At 63.7% G+C, this 21418-nt stretch carries 23 protein-coding genes; all 23 read left to right on the forward strand.

What is annotated here, in order from left to right:
• Nucleotides 1-23 precede the first annotated feature (23 nt).
• The 23 genes from MJ643_RS21535 (at nucleotide 24) to MJ643_RS21645 (ending at nucleotide 21362) form a co-directional block, all read left to right on the forward strand.
• Nucleotides 24-1274: a flagellar hook-length control protein FliK gene (locus tag MJ643_RS21535; RefSeq protein WP_024087457.1), complete on the forward strand. Its 1251-nt coding sequence runs from the start codon at nucleotides 24-26 to the stop codon at nucleotides 1272-1274.
• A gap of 218 nt (nucleotides 1275-1492) precedes the next feature.
• Nucleotides 1493-1990: a flagellar basal body-associated protein FliL gene (gene fliL, locus MJ643_RS21540; protein WP_013973596.1), complete on the forward strand. Its 498-nt coding sequence runs from the start codon at nucleotides 1493-1495 to the stop codon at nucleotides 1988-1990.
• Nucleotides 1991-1999: 9 nt separating this feature from the next.
• Nucleotides 2000-2968 carry a flagellar motor switch protein FliM gene (gene fliM / locus MJ643_RS21545; RefSeq protein ID WP_013973595.1) on the forward strand — a complete coding sequence of 323 codons (969 nt, stop codon included), beginning with the start codon at nucleotides 2000-2002 and terminating at the stop codon, nucleotides 2966-2968.
• Between the two features lie 47 nt (nucleotides 2969-3015).
• Nucleotides 3016-3486 carry a flagellar motor switch protein FliN gene (gene fliN, locus MJ643_RS21550; protein ID WP_024087456.1) on the forward strand — a complete coding sequence of 157 codons (471 nt, stop codon included), beginning with the start codon at nucleotides 3016-3018 and terminating at the stop codon, nucleotides 3484-3486.
• A 12-nt stretch (nucleotides 3487-3498) separates the two neighbouring features.
• Complete coding sequence (gene fliO / locus MJ643_RS21555; protein WP_013973593.1) at nucleotides 3499-3933, forward strand: flagellar biosynthetic protein FliO; 435 nt, start codon at nucleotides 3499-3501, stop codon at nucleotides 3931-3933.
• Entirely contained in the window at nucleotides 3933-4688 is a 756-nt protein-coding gene (fliP, locus tag MJ643_RS21560; RefSeq protein ID WP_038410037.1) for a flagellar type III secretion system pore protein FliP, read from the forward strand. Before fliO ends, fliP begins: the two co-directional genes overlap by 1 nt.
• Nucleotides 4689-4709: 21 nt before the next feature.
• A complete protein-coding gene (fliQ, locus tag MJ643_RS21565; RefSeq protein WP_013973591.1) occupies nucleotides 4710-4979 on the forward strand; it encodes a flagellar biosynthesis protein FliQ in 270 nt (89 codons plus the stop codon).
• A 7-nt stretch (nucleotides 4980-4986) separates the two neighbouring features.
• Nucleotides 4987-5763, forward strand: coding sequence for a flagellar biosynthetic protein FliR (gene fliR / locus MJ643_RS21570; protein WP_013973590.1), 777 nt, complete (start codon nucleotides 4987-4989; stop codon nucleotides 5761-5763).
• A 2-nt stretch (nucleotides 5764-5765) separates the two neighbouring features.
• A complete protein-coding gene (flhB, locus tag MJ643_RS21575) occupies nucleotides 5766-6908 on the forward strand; it encodes a flagellar biosynthesis protein FlhB (RefSeq protein WP_013973589.1) in 1143 nt (380 codons plus the stop codon).
• Between the two features lie 203 nt (nucleotides 6909-7111).
• Entirely contained in the window at nucleotides 7112-9241 is a 2130-nt protein-coding gene (gene flhA, locus MJ643_RS21580; RefSeq protein WP_013973588.1) for a flagellar biosynthesis protein FlhA, read from the forward strand.
• 11 nt (nucleotides 9242-9252) lie between these two features.
• On the forward strand, nucleotides 9253-10563 hold the full coding sequence (gene flhF, locus MJ643_RS21585) for a flagellar biosynthesis protein FlhF (RefSeq protein ID WP_013973587.1): 1311 nt from the start codon (nucleotides 9253-9255) through the stop codon (nucleotides 10561-10563).
• A gap of 93 nt (nucleotides 10564-10656) precedes the next feature.
• The gene (gene fleN / locus MJ643_RS21590) at nucleotides 10657-11490 is read left to right on the forward strand and encodes a flagellar synthesis regulator FleN (protein WP_003254408.1); all 834 of its coding nucleotides are present in this window, start codon (nucleotides 10657-10659) and stop codon (nucleotides 11488-11490) included.
• Nucleotides 11487-12227: an RNA polymerase sigma factor FliA gene (gene fliA / locus MJ643_RS21595; RefSeq protein ID WP_013973585.1), complete on the forward strand. Its 741-nt coding sequence runs from the start codon at nucleotides 11487-11489 to the stop codon at nucleotides 12225-12227. Before fleN ends, fliA begins: the two co-directional genes overlap by 4 nt.
• A gap of 103 nt (nucleotides 12228-12330) precedes the next feature.
• Nucleotides 12331-12705, forward strand: coding sequence for a chemotaxis response regulator CheY (locus tag MJ643_RS21600; RefSeq protein ID WP_023663319.1), 375 nt, complete (start codon nucleotides 12331-12333; stop codon nucleotides 12703-12705).
• 20 nt (nucleotides 12706-12725) lie between these two features.
• A complete protein-coding gene (locus MJ643_RS21605; RefSeq protein WP_023663318.1) occupies nucleotides 12726-13514 on the forward strand; it encodes a protein phosphatase CheZ in 789 nt (262 codons plus the stop codon).
• A gap of 12 nt (nucleotides 13515-13526) precedes the next feature.
• Nucleotides 13527-15761 carry a chemotaxis protein CheA gene (locus tag MJ643_RS21610; RefSeq protein WP_013973582.1) on the forward strand — a complete coding sequence of 745 codons (2235 nt, stop codon included), beginning with the start codon at nucleotides 13527-13529 and terminating at the stop codon, nucleotides 15759-15761.
• Between the two features lie 46 nt (nucleotides 15762-15807).
• Nucleotides 15808-16947, forward strand: a complete 1140-nt coding sequence (locus MJ643_RS21615) for a chemotaxis response regulator protein-glutamate methylesterase (protein ID WP_013973581.1) — start codon at nucleotides 15808-15810, stop codon at nucleotides 16945-16947.
• Entirely contained in the window at nucleotides 16947-17687 is a 741-nt protein-coding gene (locus tag MJ643_RS21620; RefSeq protein ID WP_013973580.1) for a flagellar motor protein, read from the forward strand. Before MJ643_RS21615 ends, MJ643_RS21620 begins: the two co-directional genes overlap by 1 nt.
• Before the next feature lie 3 nt (nucleotides 17688-17690).
• Entirely contained in the window at nucleotides 17691-18548 is an 858-nt protein-coding gene (gene motD / locus MJ643_RS21625) for a flagellar motor protein MotD (RefSeq protein ID WP_013973579.1), read from the forward strand.
• Between the two features lie 214 nt (nucleotides 18549-18762).
• Nucleotides 18763-19551, forward strand: a complete 789-nt coding sequence (locus tag MJ643_RS21630) for a ParA family protein (RefSeq protein ID WP_024087454.1) — start codon at nucleotides 18763-18765, stop codon at nucleotides 19549-19551.
• Complete coding sequence (locus MJ643_RS21635) at nucleotides 19551-20444, forward strand: CheW domain-containing protein (protein ID WP_024087453.1); 894 nt, start codon at nucleotides 19551-19553, stop codon at nucleotides 20442-20444. Before MJ643_RS21630 ends, MJ643_RS21635 begins: the two co-directional genes overlap by 1 nt.
• A gap of 41 nt (nucleotides 20445-20485) precedes the next feature.
• Nucleotides 20486-20965, forward strand: coding sequence for a chemotaxis protein CheW (locus MJ643_RS21640; protein WP_003254393.1), 480 nt, complete (start codon nucleotides 20486-20488; stop codon nucleotides 20963-20965).
• Nucleotide 20966: 1 nt separating this feature from the next.
• Nucleotides 20967-21362, forward strand: coding sequence for a DUF2802 domain-containing protein (locus tag MJ643_RS21645; protein WP_015271199.1), 396 nt, complete (start codon nucleotides 20967-20969; stop codon nucleotides 21360-21362).
• Nucleotides 21363-21418 lie beyond the last annotated feature (56 nt).

Raw genomic sequence — 21418 nt, forward strand, 5'->3', positions numbered from 1 at the left:
GTTTCTGGCGCGGAGACCGCTCGATGCCTGTCGCACCCAACCCATTGCTGCAAGGCAACGCCGTTGCCAATACCTCGCGTTCGGCCACCGCACAGGCCGACAAGCCGCTGCAGGCGCCGGGCGACAAGGGCGAAGGCTTCGGCCAGGTGATGGCCAGGCAGGGCCGCGACAAGGCCGCAGGGCAGGACGACAAGGTCGCCCAGGCCAAGCCAGAGGCGGCGCAGGGCGGCAAGAAAGCCGCTGCCGACAAACCCGCAGTTGCCGATGACGGCAAACAATTGCCAGCCGACGACCAGGCCAAGGCTGACACCGGCTTGCGCGATGCCAGCCTGGTGGCCGGTCAGGTAACCGACGCCCAGCCTGGCGCTCAACTGATCCAGGCGCAGGCCGAGGCGGTGGCGCCGGTGTTGCAGGCTGCCACGGCGCAGGTCACGGCCGTGCTGCCCGAGGAGTCTGCCGCCGAGGAAACCTTCGATCCTGACGCCGACCCTCTGGCCAACCTGCCGACCTTGCGTCTGGCGCTGGAGCAAAGCGCCCAGGCCAAAGGGGCGACTTCGGCACATGCCCTGGACGCTTCGCAGGCTCAGGGCGAGGAGGGGCAGATGGCCGTCAATACCTTGGCGAATCTGGTCGAGAATGCCGAGGGTGAGGCGGGCGAGCCCGGCGACAAGGCCTTTGCTGCCTTGCTCGAAGATGGCCTGAAGGACACCAAGGGCGCTGGCAGCGATACGCGCATCGACGATTTCGCCAACCGCCTGGCCAACCTGACCCAGGCCGCCACGGCCAAGACCGCCAATGCCGTGCCTGCCAACGCCAGCCCGTTGCACCAACCGCTGCCGATGAACCAGAACGCCTGGGCCGAGGGCCTGGTCAACCGGGTCATGTACCTGTCCAGCCAGAACCTGAAGTCGGCGGATATCCAGCTGGAGCCGGCTGAACTGGGCCGCCTGGACATTCGCGTCAATGTTGCGACGGACCAGTCGACCCAGGTCACCTTCATCAGCGGTCACGCCGGCGTGCGTGACGCCCTCGACAGCCAGGTACACCGCCTGCGCGAGCTGTTCGCCCAGCAGGGGCTGGCACAGCCGGATGTCAACGTGGCCGACCAGTCGCGCGGGCAGCAGCAACAGCAGCAGGGTCAGGCGCAGGGCAGCAACCTGTCCGGGGTGGCGGCGCGCCGGGCCGAGCAGGGCGGGGTAGAGGCAGTCGATAGCGCCCGGCCTGTGGAGCAGCAGGTGGTTGTTGGTGACAGTGCGGTCGATTATTACGCGTAGATCCCGATTGCCTGTACTGGCCTCTTCGCGGGTAAACCCGCTCCCACAAGTACAGCGCAGGGTTCGAAGCCTGTGGAGGTCCTGTGGGAGCGGGTTCACCCGCGAAGAAGCCAGCACGGTTGCCCCTGCTGAAATCTCCCTACTGCAAAATCTGGCATAACACTTGCTCAAGCCAAGCCATCCTCCCTTGAACCCCCGATGGACGACGGATTATTGGCATGGCGAAGAGCGAAGCAGTCAAAGACCCCGCCACTAAAGGCAAACTCAAGCTGATCCTGCTGGCAGTAGTGGGCCTGTTGCTGGCGATCGGCCTGTCGGTGGGCGCTACCTGGTTCATCATGCACAAGAGCGAGCCGGCCCCGGCCGCCGATCCTGCAGCCAGCAACGTCAAGCCAGCGGCTATCTACGAAGCACTGACCCCGGCCTTCGTGGTCAACTTCAACCAGAACGGTCGCCAGCGCTACATGCAGGTGAGCATCACCCTGCAAGCGCGCAACCAGGCCGACCTGGATGCGCTCAAGGTGCACATGCCGGTGATCCGCAACAACCTGGTGATGATGTTCTCCGGGCAAGGCTTCGACACCCTGGCCGGCAGCCCGGTGGGGCAGGAAATGCTGCGTCAGAAGGCCACCGCAGTGGTCCAGGAAGTGGCGCAGAAGGAAGTCGGCAAGCCGGTCGTCGACCAGTTGCTGTTCACCAATTTCGTATTGCAGTAGGAGTCCGCAATGGCCGTACAGGACCTGCTGTCCCAGGATGAAATCGATGCCCTGTTGCATGGCGTCGACGACGGGCTGGTGCAGACCGAGAGTGCATCCGAGCCTGGCAGCATCAAAAGCTACGACCTGACCAGTCAGGACCGTATCGTGCGGGGTCGCATGCCGACCCTGGAAATGATCAACGAGCGCTTCGCCCGCTACACCCGTATCAGCATGTTCAACCTGCTGCGCCGCTCCGCCGACGTGGCGGTGGGTGGCGTGCAGGTGATGAAGTTTGGCGAATACGTGCACTCGCTGTACGTGCCGACCAGCCTCAACCTGGTCAAGATCAAGCCGCTGCGCGGCACTTCGCTGTTCATCCTCGATGCCAAGCTGGTGTTCAAGCTGGTGGACAACTTCTTCGGCGGCGATGGCCGCCATGCCAAGATCGAAGGCCGCGAGTTCACCCCCACAGAGTTGCGCGTGGTGCGCATGGTGCTGGACCAGTGCTTCGTGGACCTCAAGGAAGCCTGGCAGGCAATCATGCCGGTCACCTTCGAGTACATGAACTCCGAGGTCAACCCGGCCATGGCCAACATTGTCGGCCCCAGCGAGGCGGTGGTGGTGTCCACTTTCCACATCGAACTGGACGGCGGTGGCGGCGACCTGCACGTGACCATGCCGTACTCGATGATCGAGCCGGTGCGGGAAATGCTCGACGCCGGTTTCCAGTCCGACCTGGACGACCAGGACGAGCGCTGGGTCAAGGCCCTGCGCGAGGACGTGCTGGATGTTGCCGTGCCGCTGACCGCCACCGTAGCCCGTCGCCAGTTGAAGCTGCGCGACATCCTGCACATGCAGCCTGGTGACGTGATCCCGGTGGAGCTGCCCGAGCACCTGGTGCTGCGTGCCAACGGCGTGCCGTCGTTCAAGGCGCGCCTGGGTTCGCACAAGGGCAACCTGGCGCTGCAGATCATCGACCCGATCGAACGCCGCTGAAGGCGTGCCGATCGCACATAACGAATTGAATGCCTGTCGAGGAAACCATGGCTAACGAAAACGAGATTACCTCCGCAGAGGACCAGGCACTGGCCGATGAGTGGGCTGCGGCACTGGAGGAAACCGGTGCAGCCGGCCAGGCCGACATTGATGCACTGCTGGGTGGTGACACCGGCAGCAGCACCAGCGGACCGGGACGCCTGCCGATGGAGGAGTTCGCCAGCTCGCCGAAGCCGAACGAAAACGTCAGCCTCGAAGGCCCGAACCTGGACGTGATCCTGGATATCCCGGTGAACATTTCCATGGAAGTGGGCAGCACCGAGATCAACATCCGCAACCTGCTGCAGCTCAACCAGGGCTCGGTGATCGAGCTCGACCGCCTGGCCGGCGAACCGCTCGACGTGCTGGTCAACGGCACGCTGATCGCCCATGGCGAGGTAGTGGTGGTCAACGAGAAGTTCGGCATCCGCCTGACCGACGTGATCAGCCCCAGCGAACGTATCAAGAAGCTGCGCTGAGTGAAGGGCACGATGCGCGCCATCGCGGCGGCTGCCGCGCTGCTCGCCAGCCAGGCTTGCCTGGCCGCGGCCACACCGGCGGCCACACCGGCAACCGCACCTGGCAGCCTCGGTGGGCAGCTGGCGCAGATGGTTTTCGGCCTGCTGCTGGTGGTCGGCCTGATCTTCTTCCTGGCCTGGTTGCTGCGGCGTCTGCAAAGCACGGCGGTGAAGGGCGGGCAGGTGATCGAGATCGTCGGCAGCCGGGCCATCGGCCCGCGTGACCGCCTGCTGCTGGTGCAGGTGGGCAAGGAGCAGATCCTGATCGGCCATACCCCTGGCAGCATCGAGGCCCTGCATGTGCTGGCCGAGCCCGTGGAAGTGCCGGAAAACGCCCGCCAGGCGACGCCGGAGTTTGCCCAGCGGCTGATGGAGCTGATGGGCAAGGACCCTAAGGACAAGAAGTGATGAGTGGCGCGCTGCGTGTGTTGTTGACTCTGGCGCTGCTGCTGGCTGCGCCGCTGGCCCTGGGTGCCGACCCGCTGTCGATCCCGGCCATTACCCTGTCCAATACCCCGGACGGGCAGCAGGAATATTCGGTCAGCCTGCAGATCCTGCTGATCATGACTGCGCTCAGCTTCATCCCGGCGTTCGTCATCCTGATGACCAGCTTCACCCGCATCATCATCGTGTTCTCGATCCTGCGTCAGGCCTTGGGCCTGCAGCAGACGCCGTCGAACCAGTTGCTGACCGGCATGGCGCTGTTCCTGACCATGTTCATCATGGCGCCGGTGTTCGACCGGGTGAACCAGGACGCCCTGCAGCCGTACCTGAAGGAGCAGATGACCGCCCAGCAGGCCATCGACAAGGCCCAGGGGCCGCTCAAGGACTTCATGCTGGCACAAACCCGGCAAAGCGACCTCGACCTGTTCATGCGCCTGTCCAAGCGTACAGACATCGCCGGCCCGGACCAGGTGCCGCTGACGATCCTGGTGCCGGCGTTCGTCACCTCCGAGCTGAAGACCGCGTTCCAGATCGGTTTCATGATTTTCATCCCGTTCCTGATCATCGACATGGTGGTGGCCAGCGTGCTGATGGCCATGGGCATGATGATGCTGTCGCCACTGATCATCTCGCTGCCGTTCAAGATCATGCTGTTCGTGCTGGTCGATGGCTGGGCGCTGATCATGGGTACCCTGGCCAGTAGTTTCGGCGGCGTCTGACGCCGTCAAGGAGAGCCGCCGATGACACCTGAAGTCGCTGTCGACCTGTTCCGTGATGCGTTATGGCTTACCACGCTGATGGTTGCCGTGCTGGTGGTGCCGAGCCTGCTGGTGGGCCTGGTGGTGGCGATGTTCCAGGCCGCCACGCAGATCAACGAACAGACCCTGAGTTTCCTGCCGCGCCTGTTGGTGATGCTGGTGACGTTGATCATCGCCGGGCCGTGGCTGGTGCAGAAGTTCATGGAGTACATCACCAGTCTCTACACCAACATCCCGCAGCTGATCGGTTGACGCGCCGATGCTGGAGCTGACCGACACGCAGATCGGCACCTGGGTCGCGACCTTCATCCTGCCGTTGTTCCGGGTGACGGCGGTGCTGATGACCATGCCCATCCTCGGCACCCGCATGCTGCCGGCGCGGGTGCGCCTGTACGTGGCGGTGGCTATTACCGTGGTAATCGTCCCGGCACTGCCCCCCCTGCCTGAGTTCGACCCGCTGAGCCTGCGCGGTTTGCTGCTGTGTGCCGAGCAGATCATTGTCGGCGCGCTGTTCGGCCTGGCTTTGCAGTTGCTGTTCCAGGTGTTCGTGATTGCCGGGCAGATCGTCGCGGTGCAGATGGGTATGGCCTTCGCTTCGATGGTCGACCCAGCCAACGGGGTCAACGTCACGGTGATCAGCCAGTTCATGACCATGCTGGTAAGTGTGTTGTTCCTGCTGATGAATGGCCACCTGGTGGTGTTCGAGGTGCTGACCGAAAGCTTCACCACCTTGCCGGTGGGCAACGCACTGGTAGTCAACCATTTCTGGGAGCTGGCCGGGCGCCTGGGCTGGGTATTTGCCGCAGGCCTGCTGCTGATTCTGCCGGTGATCGCCGCGCTGTTGGTCGTGAACATTGCCTTTGGTGTGATGACCCGCGCCGCGCCGCAACTGAACATTTTCTCCATCGGTTTCCCGCTGACCCTGGTCATGGGCATGTTCATTTTCTGGGTCGGCCTGGCCGATGTGCTGTCCCACTACCAGGCATTGGCCAGCGAAGCGCTGCAATGGCTGCGTGAACTGGCGAGGGCGCGCTGAGCATGGCGGAAAGCGAGAGCGGTCAGGACAAGACAGAAGACCCCACCGAAAAGCGCAAGCGCGATGCTCGCGAGAAAGGCGAGATCGCGCGCTCCAAGGAGCTGAACACGGTGGCGGTGACCCTGGCCGGCGCCGGTGGCCTGCTGGCCTTCGGCGGCCACCTGGCCGAGACGCTGCTGGAGATGATGCGCATGAACTTCAGCCTGACCCGCGACATCATCGTCGACGAGCGGGCTATGAGCGCCTTCCTGTTGGCCTCGGGCAAGATGGCGATTTGGGCGACGCAGCCGGTGCTGATCCTGCTCTTCGTGATCTCCTTCGTGGCACCCATCGCACTGAGCGGTTTCCTGTTCTCCGGCAGCCTGCTGCAGCCCAAGTTCAGCCGCATGAACCCGCTGTCGGGTATCAAACGCATGTTCTCGATGCACGCCCTGACCGAGCTGCTCAAGGCGCTGGCCAAGTTCTTCGTGATCCTGGTGGTGGCGGTGGTGGTGCTGGTCAGCGATCGCCAGGCCTTGCTGTCGATCGCCAACGAGCCGCTGGAGCAGGCGATCATCCACAGCTTGCAGGTAGTGGGCTGGAGTGCGTTGTGGATGTCGGCCGGGCTGCTGCTGATCGCGGCGGCTGACGTGCCGTTCCAGCTGTGGCAGACCCACAAGAAAATGAAGATGACCAAGCAGGAAGTGCGCGACGAGTACAAGGACAGCGAAGGCAAGCCTGAGGTCAAGCAGCGTATTCGCCAGCTGCAGCGCGAGGTATCGCAGCGGCGCATGATGGCGGCTGTGCCGCAGGCCGACGTGATCATCACCAACCCGACGCATTATGCGGTGGCCTTGCAGTACGACCCGGAAAAAGGTGGGGCAGCGCCGTTGCTGCTTGCCAAGGGGACGGATTTCATTGCCTTGAAGATTCGCGAGATCGGTGTGGAGCACAAGGTCCAGATCCTCGAATCACCGGCATTGGCGCGGGCGATCTACTACTCCACCGAGCTCGAACAGGAAATCCCTGCCGGGCTTTACCTGGCGGTGGCGCAGGTGCTGGCCTACGTGTTCCAGATCCGCCAGTACCGGGCTGGCAAGGGCAAGCGGCCAGAGCCGCTTAAGGACGACCTGCCGATTCCGCCGGACCTGCGCCGCGACAGTTGACCTTGTGTCAGGGCTTCTGGCCCTTTCGCGGGTGAACCCGCTCCCACAGGTCCTCTGCTGCGGTCCCTGTGGGAGCGGGTTCACCCGCGAAGAGGCCGGAACAGGCAACATAAATCCCCCATCGAGCAAAGTTGGAAAGCTTCTTGCAAAGCCAGCGCCAGGCGCCCCCTGTGCGTCAAAGTTTTGCATCAAGAGGACTCGCGGTGGATCGCACTCAGTTAATCAGCAACGCCCGTAACAACCTGGCCGGGCTCGGTCGGGGCAACCTGGGTGTACCGCTGTTGCTGCTGGTGATGTTGGCAATGATGATGTTGCCGATACCGCCGTTCCTGCTCGATGTGTTCTTCACTTTCAACATCGCCCTGTCGATCGTGGTCCTGCTGGTCTGCGTCTACGCCCTGCGCCCGCTCGACTTCGCTGCGTTCCCTACCATCCTGCTGGTGGCCACGCTGTTGCGCCTGGCCCTGAACGTGGCTTCCACCCGGGTGGTGATGCTGCATGGCCAGGAGGGCCATGGCGCCGCCGGCAAGGTGATCCAGGCCTTCGGCGAGGTGGTGATCGGCGGTAACTACGTGGTCGGTGCCGTGGTGTTCGCCATCCTCATGATCATCAACTTCGTGGTGGTGACCAAGGGTGCCGGGCGTATCTCGGAGGTGAGCGCGCGTTTCACCCTCGACGCCATGCCCGGCAAGCAGATGGCCATCGACGCCGATCTCAATGCCGGCCTGATCGACCAGGCCCAGGCCAAGCACCGTCGTGCCGAAGTGGCGCAGGAGGCCGAGTTCTACGGTTCGATGGACGGTGCCAGCAAGTTCGTTCGCGGTGACGCCATCGCCGGTTTGCTGATCCTGTTCATTAACCTGATCGGCGGCATGCTGATCGGCATGCTGCAGCACGGCATGAGCTTTGGCGATGCCGGCAAGGTGTACGCCTTGCTGACTATCGGTGACGGTTTGGTGGCGCAATTGCCATCACTGCTGCTGTCGACCGCTGCCGCGATCATGGTTACCCGCGCCTCGGGCTCCGAGGACATGGGCAAGCTGATCAACCGGCAGATGTTCGATTCGCCCAAGGCCCTGGCGGTGTCCGGCGCGCTGATGATCGTCATGGGCCTGGTGCCGGGCATGCCGCACGTGGCCTTCCTCAGCCTTGGCCTGCTGGCTGGTGGTGGCGCGTACCTGGTGTGGAAGAAGCAGCAGAAGGCCAAGGCGCAGGCGCTGCAGGAAGCGCAGCGCCAGCAGGACCTGCTGCCATCGCCACAACGCGCGCTGGAAACCAAGGAGCTGGGCTGGGATGACGTCACGCCGATCGACATGATTGGCCTGGAGGTCGGCTACCGGCTGATCCCGCTGGTCGATCGCAACCAGGGTGGCCAATTGCTGGCGCGAATCAAGGGCGTGCGCAAGAAGCTGTCGCAGGACCTGGGCTTCCTCATGCCCACCGTGCACATCCGCGACAACCTTGACCTGCAGCCCAGCGCCTATCGCCTGACCCTGATGGGGGTGATCCTGGCCGAAGCCGAGATCTACCCGGATCGCGAACTGGCAATCAACCCGGGGCAGGTGTTCGGTACTCTCAACGGCATTGCCGCACGCGATCCGGCGTTCGGCCTGGAGGCCGTGTGGATTGATGTCGGCCAGCGTTCCCAGGCGCAGTCGCTGGGCTACACCGTGGTCGATGCCAGTACCGTGGTGGCTACGCACCTGAACCAGATTCTGCAGAAGCACTGCCACGAACTGATCGGCCATGAAGAGGTCCAGCAACTGCTGCAGGTGTTGGCCAAGGCATCGCCTAAACTTGCAGAAGAGCTGGTGCCGGGTGTCATTTCGTTGTCGGGCCTGCTCAAGGTGCTGCAGGCGCTGTTGTCGGAACAGGTGCCCGTACGCGATATCCGCAGTATCGCCGAGGCGATCGCTAACAACGCCGGCAAGAGTCAAGATACCGCCGCGCTGGTGGCGGCGGTGCGCGTCGGATTGTGTCGCGCCATCGTGCAAAGCATTGTCGGCGTTGAGTCGGAGCTGCCAGTGATTACCCTGGAGCCAAGGTTGGAACAGATTTTGCTCAATAGTCTGCAAAGGGCCGGGCAAGGTCAGGAAGACGGTGTTCTTCTGGAACCGAGCATGGCCGAGAAGCTGCAGCGTTCGTTGATCGAGGCGGCCCAGCGCCAGGAAATGCAGGGCCAACCGGCCATCCTCCTGGTCGCCGGCCCGATCCGCGCCATGCTGTCGCGTTTCGGTCGTCTGGCTGTACCGAATTTGCATGTTCTGGCGTATCAGGAAATACCGGACAACAAGCAAGTCACCATCGTTGCCACCGTGGGCCCTAACGGCTGAGGTAGGGGATAATGCAAGTTAAGCGATTTTTCGCCGCCGATATGCGTCAGGCCATGAAGCTGGTCCGTGATGAGCTGGGCGCCGATGCCGCCATCATCGGCAACCGTCGCATCGCCGGCGGTGTCGAACTGACGGCCGCGCTGGACTACAAGCTGTCTGCCCTGGCCCCGCGTGTGCCCAACGCCGAACTGGAAGAAGAGCTGCGCAAGACCCATACGCGCATCGCCACTGCCCAGGCCGAACTGGATCATCGTCAGGACAGCAGCGACAACAACCGCCAATTGTTCGCCGGGCAGTCGCTGACCGCCGCCGAGCCGTTGGTCGAACCGCACATCGATGCGCCCGAGGCCGCTGCGCCAGCCCCTGCGTCGGCGCCGGTCGATCCGCGCCTGTTCGATGCCATGCGCTCCGAGCTTTCGGGCCTGCGCGAGCTGCTGGAAGTGCAGCTCGGCTCGCTGGCCTGGAACCAGCTGCAAGGCAGCAAGCCGCAGCAGGCCACCGTCTGGCGCCGGCTGCAGCGCATCGGTCTGTCCGGGCCGATCGCCCGTGAGCTGCTGGACCTGACCGCCGAGATCGACGAGCCACGTCAGGCCTGGCGCATGTTGCTGGCGCATCTGGCGCGGATGATCGAAATCCCCGAGGTCGAGCCGATCGAAGAGGGTGGGGTGATCGCCATGGTCGGCCCGGCCGGCATGGGCAAGACCACCACCCTGGCCAAGCTGGCCGCCCGCTACGTGCTCAAGTACGGGGCGCAGAACCTGGCGCTGGTGAGCATGGACAGCTTCCGCATCGGCGCCCAGGAGCAGCTCAAGACCCTGGGCCGCATCCTTAACGTGCCTGTGACCTACGTCGACCCGGGCCAGTCGCTGGCCGCGGCGCTGGAGCCGCTGCTGCGCAAGCGCGTGGTGCTGATCGATACCGCTGGCCTGCAGGCCAGTGACCCGGCCCTGCGCATGCAACTTGAAACCCTGGCCGGGCGTGGCATTGCCGCGAAGAACTACCTGGTGCTGGCCACCACCAGCCAGAAGCAGGTGCTGACTGCTGCCTACCACAGCTACAAGCGCTGCGGCCTGGCTGGTTGCATCCTGACCAAACTCGATGAAACGGCGAGCCTTGGCGATGTGCTGAGCCTTGCCATCAGTCATGAACTGCCAGTGGCCTACCTGACCGATGGGCCGCGCATTCCTGACGACCTGCACCTGCCTCGGGGGCACCAGTTGGTCACCCGCGCGGTCAATGTGCAGCAGCAGGACGAGCCCAGCGAAGAGGCCATGGCCGACATGTTCGCTGATCTCTATCACAACCCACGGCGAGCGGGTTGATGATGAAGTGTGTGCAAGGTAGCTATGCCAAAGGGTACGCAGAATTGCCCTACGTGTGGCCTGAGTCCCAGCGAGACAAGGTAAAGAACAGACATGGGTAGCATGCATCCCGTACAGGTGATCGCCGTGACCGGTGGCAAAGGTGGCGTCGGCAAGACTAACGTTTCAGTGAACCTGTCCCTGGCGCTGGCCGAGCTTGGCCGCAGGGTCATGCTGCTCGACGCCGACCTGGGCCTGGCCAATGTCGACGTGCTGCTGGGCCTTACCCCCAAGCGGACCCTGGCCGATGTCATCGAAGGGCGCTGCGAATTGCGCGACGTGATGTTGCAGGGCCCCGGTGGTGTGCGCATCGTACCGGCTGCCTCGGGCACGCAGAGCATGGTGCACCTGGCCCCGGCCCAGCATGCCGGGCTGATCCAGGCGTTCAGCGAAATTGGCGACAACCTCGACGTGCTGGTGATCGACACCGCGGCGGGTATCGGTGATTCGGTGGTCAGCTTCGTCCGCGCGGCACAGGAGGTGCTGCTGGTGGTATGCGACGAACCCACCTCGATCACCGACGCCTACGCCCTGATCAAGCTGCTCAACCGCGACTACGGCATGAACCGTTTCCGCGTGCTGGCCAACATGGCGCAGAGCCCGCAGGAAGGCCGTAACCTGTTCGCCAAGCTGACCAAGGTCACCGACCGTTTCCTCGACGTTGCCCTGCAGTATGTGGGTGCTGTGCCGTATGACGAGTGCGTGCGCAAGGCGGTGCAGAAGCAGCGTGCCGTGTACGAAGCTTTCCCACGGTCCAAGTGCGCGCTGGCCTTCAAGGCGATAGCCCAGAAGGTCGACAGCTGGCCGCTGCCGGCCAACCCGCGTGGCCATCTGGAGTTCTTTGTCGAGCGTCTGGTGCAACCCACCAGCGCGGGTCCAGTGCTATGAACGCCAGCGGTTTCAAGATGTACAGCCGAGCGTCGAAAGACGCCCAGTACGAGCTGATCGAACGCTACGCCCCGCTGGTCAAGCGCATTGCCTACCACCTGCTGGCGCGGTTGCCGGCCAACGTGCAGGTCGAGGACCTGATCCAGGCCGGCATGATCGGCCTGCTGGAAGTAGCCAACAAATACGACGCCAGCAAGGGCGCCAGCTTTGAAACCTACGCCGGCATCCGCATTCGCGGGGCCATGCTCGATGAAGTGCGCAAGGGCGACTGGGCACCGCGTTCGGTGCACCGCAACACCCGCATGGTCAGCGACGCGATGCGTGCGGTTGAAGCCAGAACCGGACGTGACGCTAAAGATCATGAAGTTGCTGCCGAACTCCAATTGAGTCTCGATGATTACTACGGGATCTTGAACGATACCTTGGGCAGCCGCCTGTTCAGCTTCGACGACCTGTTGCAGGACGGCGAGCACGAAGGGCTGCATGAGGATGGTGCCAGTGGCCAGGTAGAACCTGCGCGTGGCCTGGAGGACGAGCGCTTCCAGGTCGCCCTGACCGAGGCCATCGCCAACCTGCCGGAGCGTGAGCGCCTGGTGCTGGCGCTGTACTACGACGAAGAGCTGAACCTCAAGGAAATCGGTGAGGTGCTGGGGGTCAGCGAGTCGCGGGTCAGCCAGTTGCACAGCCAGTGTGCCGCGCGCCTGCGCAGCCGCCTGGGGGAATGGCGGGCGCGTTGAGCCCGCTGTCGTTGCAGTCGTTTTCTACGTTGTACCGAATTGTGAATGCGCGCTCGGGGCCGAGCGCGTTTGAGACTGCTTGGAGGTCTACTTGAACAAAGACATGAAAATCCTCATCGTTGACGACTTTTCGACGATGCGGCGGATCATCAAGAACCTGTTGCGTGACCTGGGCTTCACCAACACCGAAGAAGCCGATGACGGCACCACGGCGCTGCCGATGCTGGAGAACGGCCACTACGACTTCCTGGTGACCGACTGGAACATGCCTGGCATGTCCGGCATCGACCTGCTGCGTAAAGTGCGTGCCAGCGACAAGCTGAAGAGCATGCCGGTACTGATGGTGACCGCCGAAGCCAAGCGCGACCAGATCATCGAAGCGGCCCAGGCCGGCGTCAATGGTTACGTGGTCAAGCCGTTCACCGCCCAGGTGCTCAAAGAAAAGATCGAGAAGATCTTCGAACGCGTCAACGGCTGAGTCACGTCAGGGGGCGCGCCATGGATTCATCACAAACGTCTTTGGGCGAGTTCGAATCGACCCTGAAGAAGCATGCCCAGGAGCTGGTCGAAAGCCTGGAGCGGGGCCGTTTCGGCGAGGCGGTGCAGCTGATTCATGAGCTGAACCAGACCCGCGACCGCGGCCTGTACCAGGAAGTCGGCAAGCTGACCCGCGAGCTGCACAGTGCCATCGTCAGTTTCCAGATCGACCCGACCATGCCGCAGGCCGAGGAGGTGTCGCAGATTACCGACGCCACCGAGCGCCTGTCTTACGTGGTCAGGCTTACCGAGGGCGCGGCCAACCGCACCATGGACCTGGTCGAGGAAAGCACCCCGGTGCTCAACGATTTGGCCAGCGAGGCACATGCACTGAGCGCCGACTGGCAGCGTTTCATGCGCCGTGAAGTGGCTGCGCCGGAGTTCCGTGACCTGGTCAAACGCATCGACAGTTTCCTGACGCACAGCGCCGAGGGCAACCGCAAGGTCGCCGGGCACCTCAACGACATTCTGCTGGCCCAGGACTATCAGGACCTGACCGGCCAGGTGATCAAGCGCGTCACCACCCTGGTCACCGAGGTGGAAAGCAACCTGCTCAAACTGGTGCTGATGGCCAGCCAGGTCGACCGCTTCGCGGGCATCCAGCATGACCACGATCAGCTGCGCGCAGAAAAAGATCGAGAAAAACATCCGACTCGGGGTGAAGGTCCGCAGATTCATGCCGATAAGCGTGAAGACGTTGTGTCCGGTCAGGACGATGTCGATGATCTGCTGTCCAGCCTGGGTTTTTAAGGAGCACGTTTGATGAGCTTCGGCGCCGATGAAGAAATCCTCCAGGATTTCCTGGTAGAAGCCGGCGAAATTCTTGAGCAACTGTCCGAGCAACTGGTCGAGCTGGAAAGCCGGCCCGACGATGCCGACCTGCTCAATGCGATCTTTCGCGGTTTCCACACTGTAAAAGGGGGCGCCGGCTTCCTTCAGCTGAACGAGCTGGTGGAGTGCTGCCATATCGCCGAGAACGTGTTCGATGTCCTGCGCAAAGGTGAGCGCCGGGTCGACGCGGAACTGATGGATGTGGTGCTCGAGGCACTGGATACGGTCAACAGCATGTTTGGCCAGGTGCGCGAGCGCACCGAAGTGACCCCGGCTACCCCCGAGCTTTTGGCGGCGCTGTCGCGCCTGGCCGAGCCGGGGGGCGCCGTGGCCGTTGAAGCGCCTGCCGCCGCAGCACCGGCACCGGTTGCCGAAGCGCCTGCCGAGGAGCAGGACATCACCGACAGCGAGTTCGAACAGCTGCTCGATTCGCTCGATGCGGTCAAGGCGCAAGCTGCGGCCGACGAGCAGATGCAGGGCGAGACCGTGAGCGGTGAAGGTGACGAAATCACCGACGCCGAGTTCGAGTCGCTGCTCGACCAGTTGCACGGCAAAGGCCAGTTCAGCGCCGAGGTTGCCGCGCAGCCGGTTGCCAGCGCGCCGGAAGTGGCCAGCGACGAAATTACCGACGCCGAATTCGAATCACTGCTGGACCAGTTGCATGGCAAGGGTACCTTCCAGGCCGATGCCTTGCCCGCTGCCAAGGCGCCGGCGCCTGCTGCAACTGACACCAGTGCAGCCAGCGATGAAATCAGCGAGCACGAGTTCGAGGCGCTGCTGGACCAGTTGCACGGCAAAGGCAAGTTTGGCGGCGACGTGGCCGCCGTCGAAGCCCCGGCTGCAACCAAGGTGCAAGCGCCGGCAGCGGCCAAGGCCGACAGCCAGCCCGTGGCCAAGCCAGCAGCAGCTGCTGCCCCGGCTCCTGCGCCTGCCAGCAAACCTGCTGCAGCACCCCGCGCCCCTGCCCCGGCCGCCGACAAGCATGGCGCCAGCGAAGCGGAAACCACTGTGCGGGTCGATACCGCGCGCCTGGACGAGATCATGAACATGGTCGGCGAACTGGTGCTGGTGCGTAACCGTCTGGTGCGCCTGGGCCTTAACAGCGGTGACGAGGCCATGTCCAAGGCCGTGTCCAACCTCGACGTGGTCACCGCCGACCTGCAGACCGCGGTGATGAAAACCCGCATGCAGCCGATCAAGAAAGTCTTCGGCCGCTTCCCGCGCCTGGTGCGTGACCTGGCCCGCCAGCTCAAGAAAGAAATCAACCTGGAGCTGGTCGGCGAAGAGACCGACCTCGACAAGAACCTGGTCGAGGCCCTGGCCGACCCGTTGGTGCACCTGGTGCGCAATGCCGTCGACCATGGCGTGGAGATGCCCGAGGAGCGTGAAGCCTCCGGCAAGGCGCGTACCGGCCGCGTGGTGCTGTCGGCCGAGCAGGAAGGCGACCACATCCTGCTGTCGATCTCCGACGACGGCAAGGGCATGGACCCTAACATCCTGCGCGCCAAGGCCGTGGAAAAGGGCCTGATGGACAAGGATGCCGCCGAGCGCCTGAGCGAGTCGGACTGCTACAACCTGATCTTCGCCCCGGGCTTCTCGACCAAGACCGAGATTTCCGACGTGTCCGGTCGTGGTGTGGGCATGGACGTGGTGAAGACCAAGATCTCCCAGCTCAACGGCTCGATCAACATCTTCTCGGCCAAGGGCCAAGGCTCGAAGATCGTCATCAAAGTGCCGCTGACCCTGGCGATCATGCCCACCCTGATGGTGATGCTGGGCAACCAGGCGTTTGCCTTCCCGCTGGTCAACGTCAACGAGATTTTCCACCTCGACCTGTCGCGCACCAACGTGGTCGACGGCCAGGAAGTGGTGATCGTACGCGACAAGGCGCTGCCGCTGTTCTACCTCAAGCGCTGGCTGGTCCAGGGCCAGGTGCACGAAGAGCAGCACGAGGGCCACGTGGTGATCCTGTCGGTCGGCACCCAGCGCATCGGCTTTGTCGTCGATCAACTGGTTGGCCAGGAAGAAGTGGTAATCAAGCCGCTGGGCAAGATGCTGCAGGGCACCCCGGGCATGTCCGGGGCCACCATCACCGGCGACGGTCGCATCGCGTTGATTCTCGACGTCCCGAGCATGCTCAAGCGTTACGCCGCGCGGCGTATTTGATTTCGGTGGCGCACCCTGGCGGGTTGCGCCGCCTAATGGAGTGTTTATGGCAGTCAAGGTCCTGGTGGTGGATGATTCCGGTTTCTTCCGCCGCCGCGTCTCGGAAATCCTCTCGGCGGATCCGACGATCCAGGTAGTGGGTACCGCGACCAACGGCAAGGAAGCAATCGACCAGGCGCTGGCGCTGAAGCCCGATGTCATCACCATGGACTACGAAATGCCCATGATGGACGGCATCACCGCGGTGCGGCACATCATGCAGCGCTGCCCGACGCCGGTGTTGATGTTCTCGTCGCTGACCCATGAAGGCGCCCGTGTCACCCTCGATGCGCTGGATGCCGGTGCGGTGGATTACCTGCCGAAGAACTTCGAGGACATCTCGCGCAACCCCGACAAGGTCAAGCAACTGCTGTGCGAGAAGGTGCATACCATTTCCCGCAGCAACCGCCGTTTTGGCAGCTACGCCAGCCATGCGCCGGTTGCCGCACCCGTACCCGCGCCAGCAGGCAGCGGTCACGCAGCTGCCAGCAGTTTCGCCAGCCCGGCAGCGGCGCGCACGCCTGCGCCTGCCCGTGCAGCGGCCCCGGCAGCGGCGCCAGCGCATTCGCCGGCACCCAAGCGCAAGCCATACAAACTGGTGGCCATCGGTACCTCCACGGGCGGCCCGGTCGCCCTGCAGCGGGTGCTGACCCAGCTGCCGGCCAACTTCCCGGCGCCGATCGTACTGATCCAGCACATGCCGGCGGCGTTCACCAAGGCCTTTGCCGAGCGCCTGGACAAGCTGTGCCGCATCAGCGTCAAGGAAGCCGAGGACGGCGACATGCTGCGCCCGGGCCTGGCCCTGCTGGCCCCAGGTGGCAAGCAGATGATGATCGACGGCCGTGGCGCGGTGAAAATCCTGCCCGGTGACGAGCGTCTGAACTACAAACCGTGCGTGGACATCACCTTCGGCTCGGCGGCCAAGTCGTATGGCGACAAGGTGCTGTCGGTGGTGCTTACCGGCATGGGTGCCGATGGTCGTGAAGGGGCGCGCCTGCTCAAGCAGGGCGGCAGCACGGTCTGGGCCCAGGATGAAGCCAGCTGCGTGATCTATGGCATGCCCATGGCCATCGTCAAGGCCAACCTGGCCGACGCGGTGTACAGCCTGGACGAAATCGGCAAGCACCTGGTGGAGGCGTGCGTCTGATGGACGTGCTCAGCCTGATCGGCCTGATCCTCGCGTTTGTCGCCATCGTCGGTGGCAACTTCCTCGAAGGCGGCCATGTCGGCGCCCTGATCAATGGCCCGGCGGCACTGATCGTGCTGGGCGGCACCCTGGCGGCGGCCTTGCTGCAGTCGCCGCTGTCGTCGTTCAAGCGTGCCTTGCAGATTCTGCGCTGGATCCTGTTTCCGCCACGGGTCGACCTGGCGGGCGGGATCGACCGCGTCGTCAACTGGAGCCTGACCGCGCGCAAGGAAGGCCTGCTGGGCCTGGAAGGGGTGGCTGACAGCGAGCCTGACCCTTATGCGCGCAAGGGCCTGCAGCTGCTGGTGGATGGTGCCGAGCCGGAGGCCATCCGCAGCATCCTCGAAGTCGACTTCCTGACCCAGGAAAGCCGTGATATCCAGGCCGCGAAGGTGTTCGAGAGCATGGGCGGCTACGCGCCGACAATCGGCATCATCGGTGCGGTGATGGGCCTGATTCACGTGATGGGCAACCTGGCCGACCCGTCGCAGTTGGGCAACGGCATTGCCGTGGCCTTTGTCGCGACCATCTACGGCGTGGCCAGCGCCAACCTGGTGCTGCTGCCGATCGCCAGCAAGCTCAAGGCCATCGTCATGCGCCAGTCGCGCTACCGCGAGATGCTGCTCGAGGGCCTGCTGTCGATTGCCGAGGGTGAGAACCCGCGCTCGATCGAGCTGAAGCTGCAAGGCTTCATGGAGTAACCCATGCGTCGCCGTCGTCATACCGAGGAGCACGAAAACCACGAACGCTGGCTGGTGTCGTACGCCGACTTCATTACTCTGCTGTTCGCCTTTTTCGTGGTGATGTACTCGATTTCCTCGATCAACGAGGGCAAGTACAAGGTCATTTCCCAGGCCTTGCTCGGGGTGTTCAACGACCCCGAGCGCAGCATGAAGCCGATCCCCATCGGTGAAGAGCGGCCGCTGAGCGTGCGCCCGGCCGAGCCGTTGGTGAAGGACAGCGAGCAGACCGATGCGGGCCTTGGGGCGACCAGTATTGACCCGCTGAAAACCATCAGCGATGACGTGCGCGATGCCTTTGGCGACCTGATCAAGAGCGACCAGATGACTGTGCGCGGCAATGAACTGTGGATCGAGATCGAGCTCAATTCCTCGTTGCTGTTCGGCAGCGGCGATGCCATGCCCAGCGACAAGGCATTTGCGATCATCGAGAAAGTGGCCGGCATTCTCAAGCCGTTCGCCAACCCGGTTCACGTCGAAGGCTTTACCGATAACTTGCCGATCCGCACTGCGCAGTACCCGACCAACTGGGAGTTGTCTTCGGCTCGGGCGGCAAGCATCGTGCGCCTGCTGGCCATGGAAGGGGTCAACCCGGCACGCATGGCCTCGGTCGGCTATGGCGAGTACCAGCCGGTTGCCAGCAACGACACTGCCGAAGGCCGTGCGCGCAATCGCCGCGTGGTGCTGGTGATTTCGCGCAACCTCGAAGTGCGCCGCAGCCTGACTGGCTCGGGCAGTGCCAATGCCACGCCGGATGCTGCATTGCGCCGGGCTGGCACACAAAGTGCACCGGCAACGCCAGCAACGGTGGCGGGGCAGTGATTCGTCAATTCCCCGACGCTGCCAAGTAGTTGAATGTAGCGGTCCTCTGTGGGAGCGGGTTCACCCGCGAAGAAGGTGACACGGTGCATGGCACCGGCTGCGCCGGTGTTCGCGGGTAAACCCGCTCCTACACTGATCGCGCCAGCTTTCCGATGTTGAGCAAGACAGTTGCCCCAGCAGTGTCCCTGCCAAATCAATAGATAGAGTTTGCTTGATGAGAGTCTGGGCAGTAGCCAATCAAAAAGGTGGCGTCGGCAAGACCACCACTACCATCGCCCTGGCCGGCCTGCTGGCCGAGGCCGGCAAGCGCGTGGTCGTCGTCGACCTCGACCCGCACGGCTCGATGACCAGCTATTTCGGGCACAACCCCGATGCCCTGGAGCACAGCTGCTACGACCTGTTCCTGCACAAGGGCACGGTGCCCGAGGGCCTGCCCGGGCAACTGCTGCTGCCTACCAGTGACGAACGCATCTCGCTGTTGCCGTCGAGTACCGCGCTGGCGGTGCTGGAGCGCCAGTCACCGGGGCAGAACGGCCTGGGCCTGGTGATCGCCAAGAGTCTGGCGCAGCTGTGGCAGGATTTCGACTATGCCCTGATCGACAGCCCACCCTTGCTCGGTGTGCTGATGGTCAATGCCCTGGCAGCCAGCCAGCAGCTGGTGATTCCGGTGCAAACCGAATTTCTCGCGGTAAAGGGCCTGGAGCGCATGGTCGGGACCCTGGCCATGGTCAACCGCTCGCGCAAGCAGGCGCTGCCGTACCAGATCGTGCCGACCTTGTTCGACCGCCGCACCCAGGCCTCGCTGGCCACGCTCAAGCTGCTGCGTGACACCTACGGCCAGCATGTGTGGCAGGGCTATATCCCGGTGGATACGCGCCTGCGCGATGCCAGCCGCAAGGGCGTCACGCCCTCGCAATTCGATAGCAAGAGCCGCGGTCTGGTTGCCTACAGGGCGCTGCTCAAGCACCTGCTGACCTACAAGACTACGGCGCAGGTGGCCTGATGACCCAGACCCGGCAAACCAGTACCCGGCCACAGATGGCCCTGCAGTCGTACCTCGACGGCCTGCTGCAGGAAGCCACCGAAGCTGAAGACCTGTTCGAGGCGCCAGCTGCGGCGGACGAGTTCGCCGAAGCGGTGCGCGAAGAGCAGGTGCGTGATGCCTTGCAGCAAGCCAGGCCGGCGTCAGCCGACGCAACCGTGAGCCCCGCACCACGGCCGTTCGCCGAGCCCAGGCTGGCGGTGCTGCCACAGGTGATGCCGGTGGAGGCACCGGTAGTGACGGTAGTCGAGCGCGAGGTGGTGGCCGAGGCCAGCATCCCGGTGCTGGTCGAGGAGCAGACCGTGGAGCCGGCAGTGCCGCTGGTGGACGTACACCTGCCGGCGCCGCAGGTACCCGTGCCCCCGGCCACGGTCGATGGCCGCCCGGTCTGGGCCGCCGAGCCGTTCGAATGCCTGCTGTTCGACGTGGCGGGCCTGACCCTGGCGGTGCCGCTGGTGTGCCTGGGCTCGATCTACACCCTGGCCGGCCAGGAACTGACACCACTATTCGGCCAGCCGGATTGGTTTCTCGGCATCCTGACCTGCCAGGCCGGCAACCTGAAGGTGCTGGACACCGCGCGCTGGGTGATGCCCGATCGCTACCGCGATGATTTTCGCCAGGGCCTGCAGTACGTGATTTCCGTGCAGGGCTACGAATGGGGGCTGGCCGTACACCAGGTCAGCCGCTCGCTGCGCCTGGACCCGTCCGAGATCAAGTGGCGCAGCCAGCGTGGCCAGCGCCCGTGGCTGGCCGGCACGGTTATTGAACACATGTGTGCGCTGCTCGACGTCGCTGCACTGGCCGAGCTGATCGCCAGTGGTGCGGTCAAGCAGATGCACGCCAAACAGAAATGACACCGAACACACCGCCTATGGCGGATTTTGAGGGTAGGGGAATGAAAAAGTCGTCTGCACAAGGTTCCGAAGATCCGATCCTGCAATGGGTTACCTTCCGTCTGGACAATGAGTCCTACGGCATCAACGTGATGCAGGTGCAGGAAGTGTTGCGCTACACCGAGATCGCCCCGGTGCCGGGTGCACCAAGCTACGTGCTGGGCATCATCAACCTGCGCGGCAACGTGGTGACCGTGATCGACACCCGCCAGCGCTTTGGCCTTATGCCGACTGAAGTCACCGACAACACCCGTATCGTCATCATCGAGGCCGACAAGCAAGTGGTCGGTATCCTGGTCGACAGCGTGGCCGAGGTGGTCTACCTGCGCCAGTCCGAGATCGAGACCGCGCCGAACGTGGGTAACGAAGAGTCGGCCAAGTTCATCCAGGGCGTGTGCAACAAGAACGGCGAACTGCTGATCCTGGTCGAGCTGGACAAGATGATGACCGAGGAAGAGTGGTCCGAGCTGGAGAACATCTGAGTTGATCCTCGAGGTTGCTGTCATCTTCCTGGCGCTGGTCTGGGCGCTGAGCCTGTGGTTTTTCCTCAACTACAGCAAGCGCCAGCGCGAGCTGGCTGCGCAGCAGGCAGCGGGTGACGCGCTGCGTGACCAGCGCATCAAGGACCTGGCCAAGCGCCTGGATGATTACCAGAACGGTACCGTGCGCATGGGCGAGGCGCTGCATGACTTGCGCGTGGCGGTTGCGCCGCTGCCCGACAAGATCCAGCAACTGGAACAGCGCGACCCGCACAACGTCACCTTCACCCAGGCGGCCAAGCTGGTGGGTATGGGCGCCAGCGTGGCCGAGCTGACCGAAAGCTGCGGCCTGACCCAGGCCGAGGCAGAGCTGATGAGCAAGCTGCATCGCGGCAACTGATTGCCATGAGTCTTGTGCGGCCCCAGGCACAGCGGCCGCGCAAGCCCGTCCGGCCG

This window comes from Pseudomonas sp. PNPG3, assembly GCF_023093815.1.
GTDB classification, from domain to species: domain Bacteria; phylum Pseudomonadota; class Gammaproteobacteria; order Pseudomonadales; family Pseudomonadaceae; genus Aquipseudomonas; species Aquipseudomonas asiatica.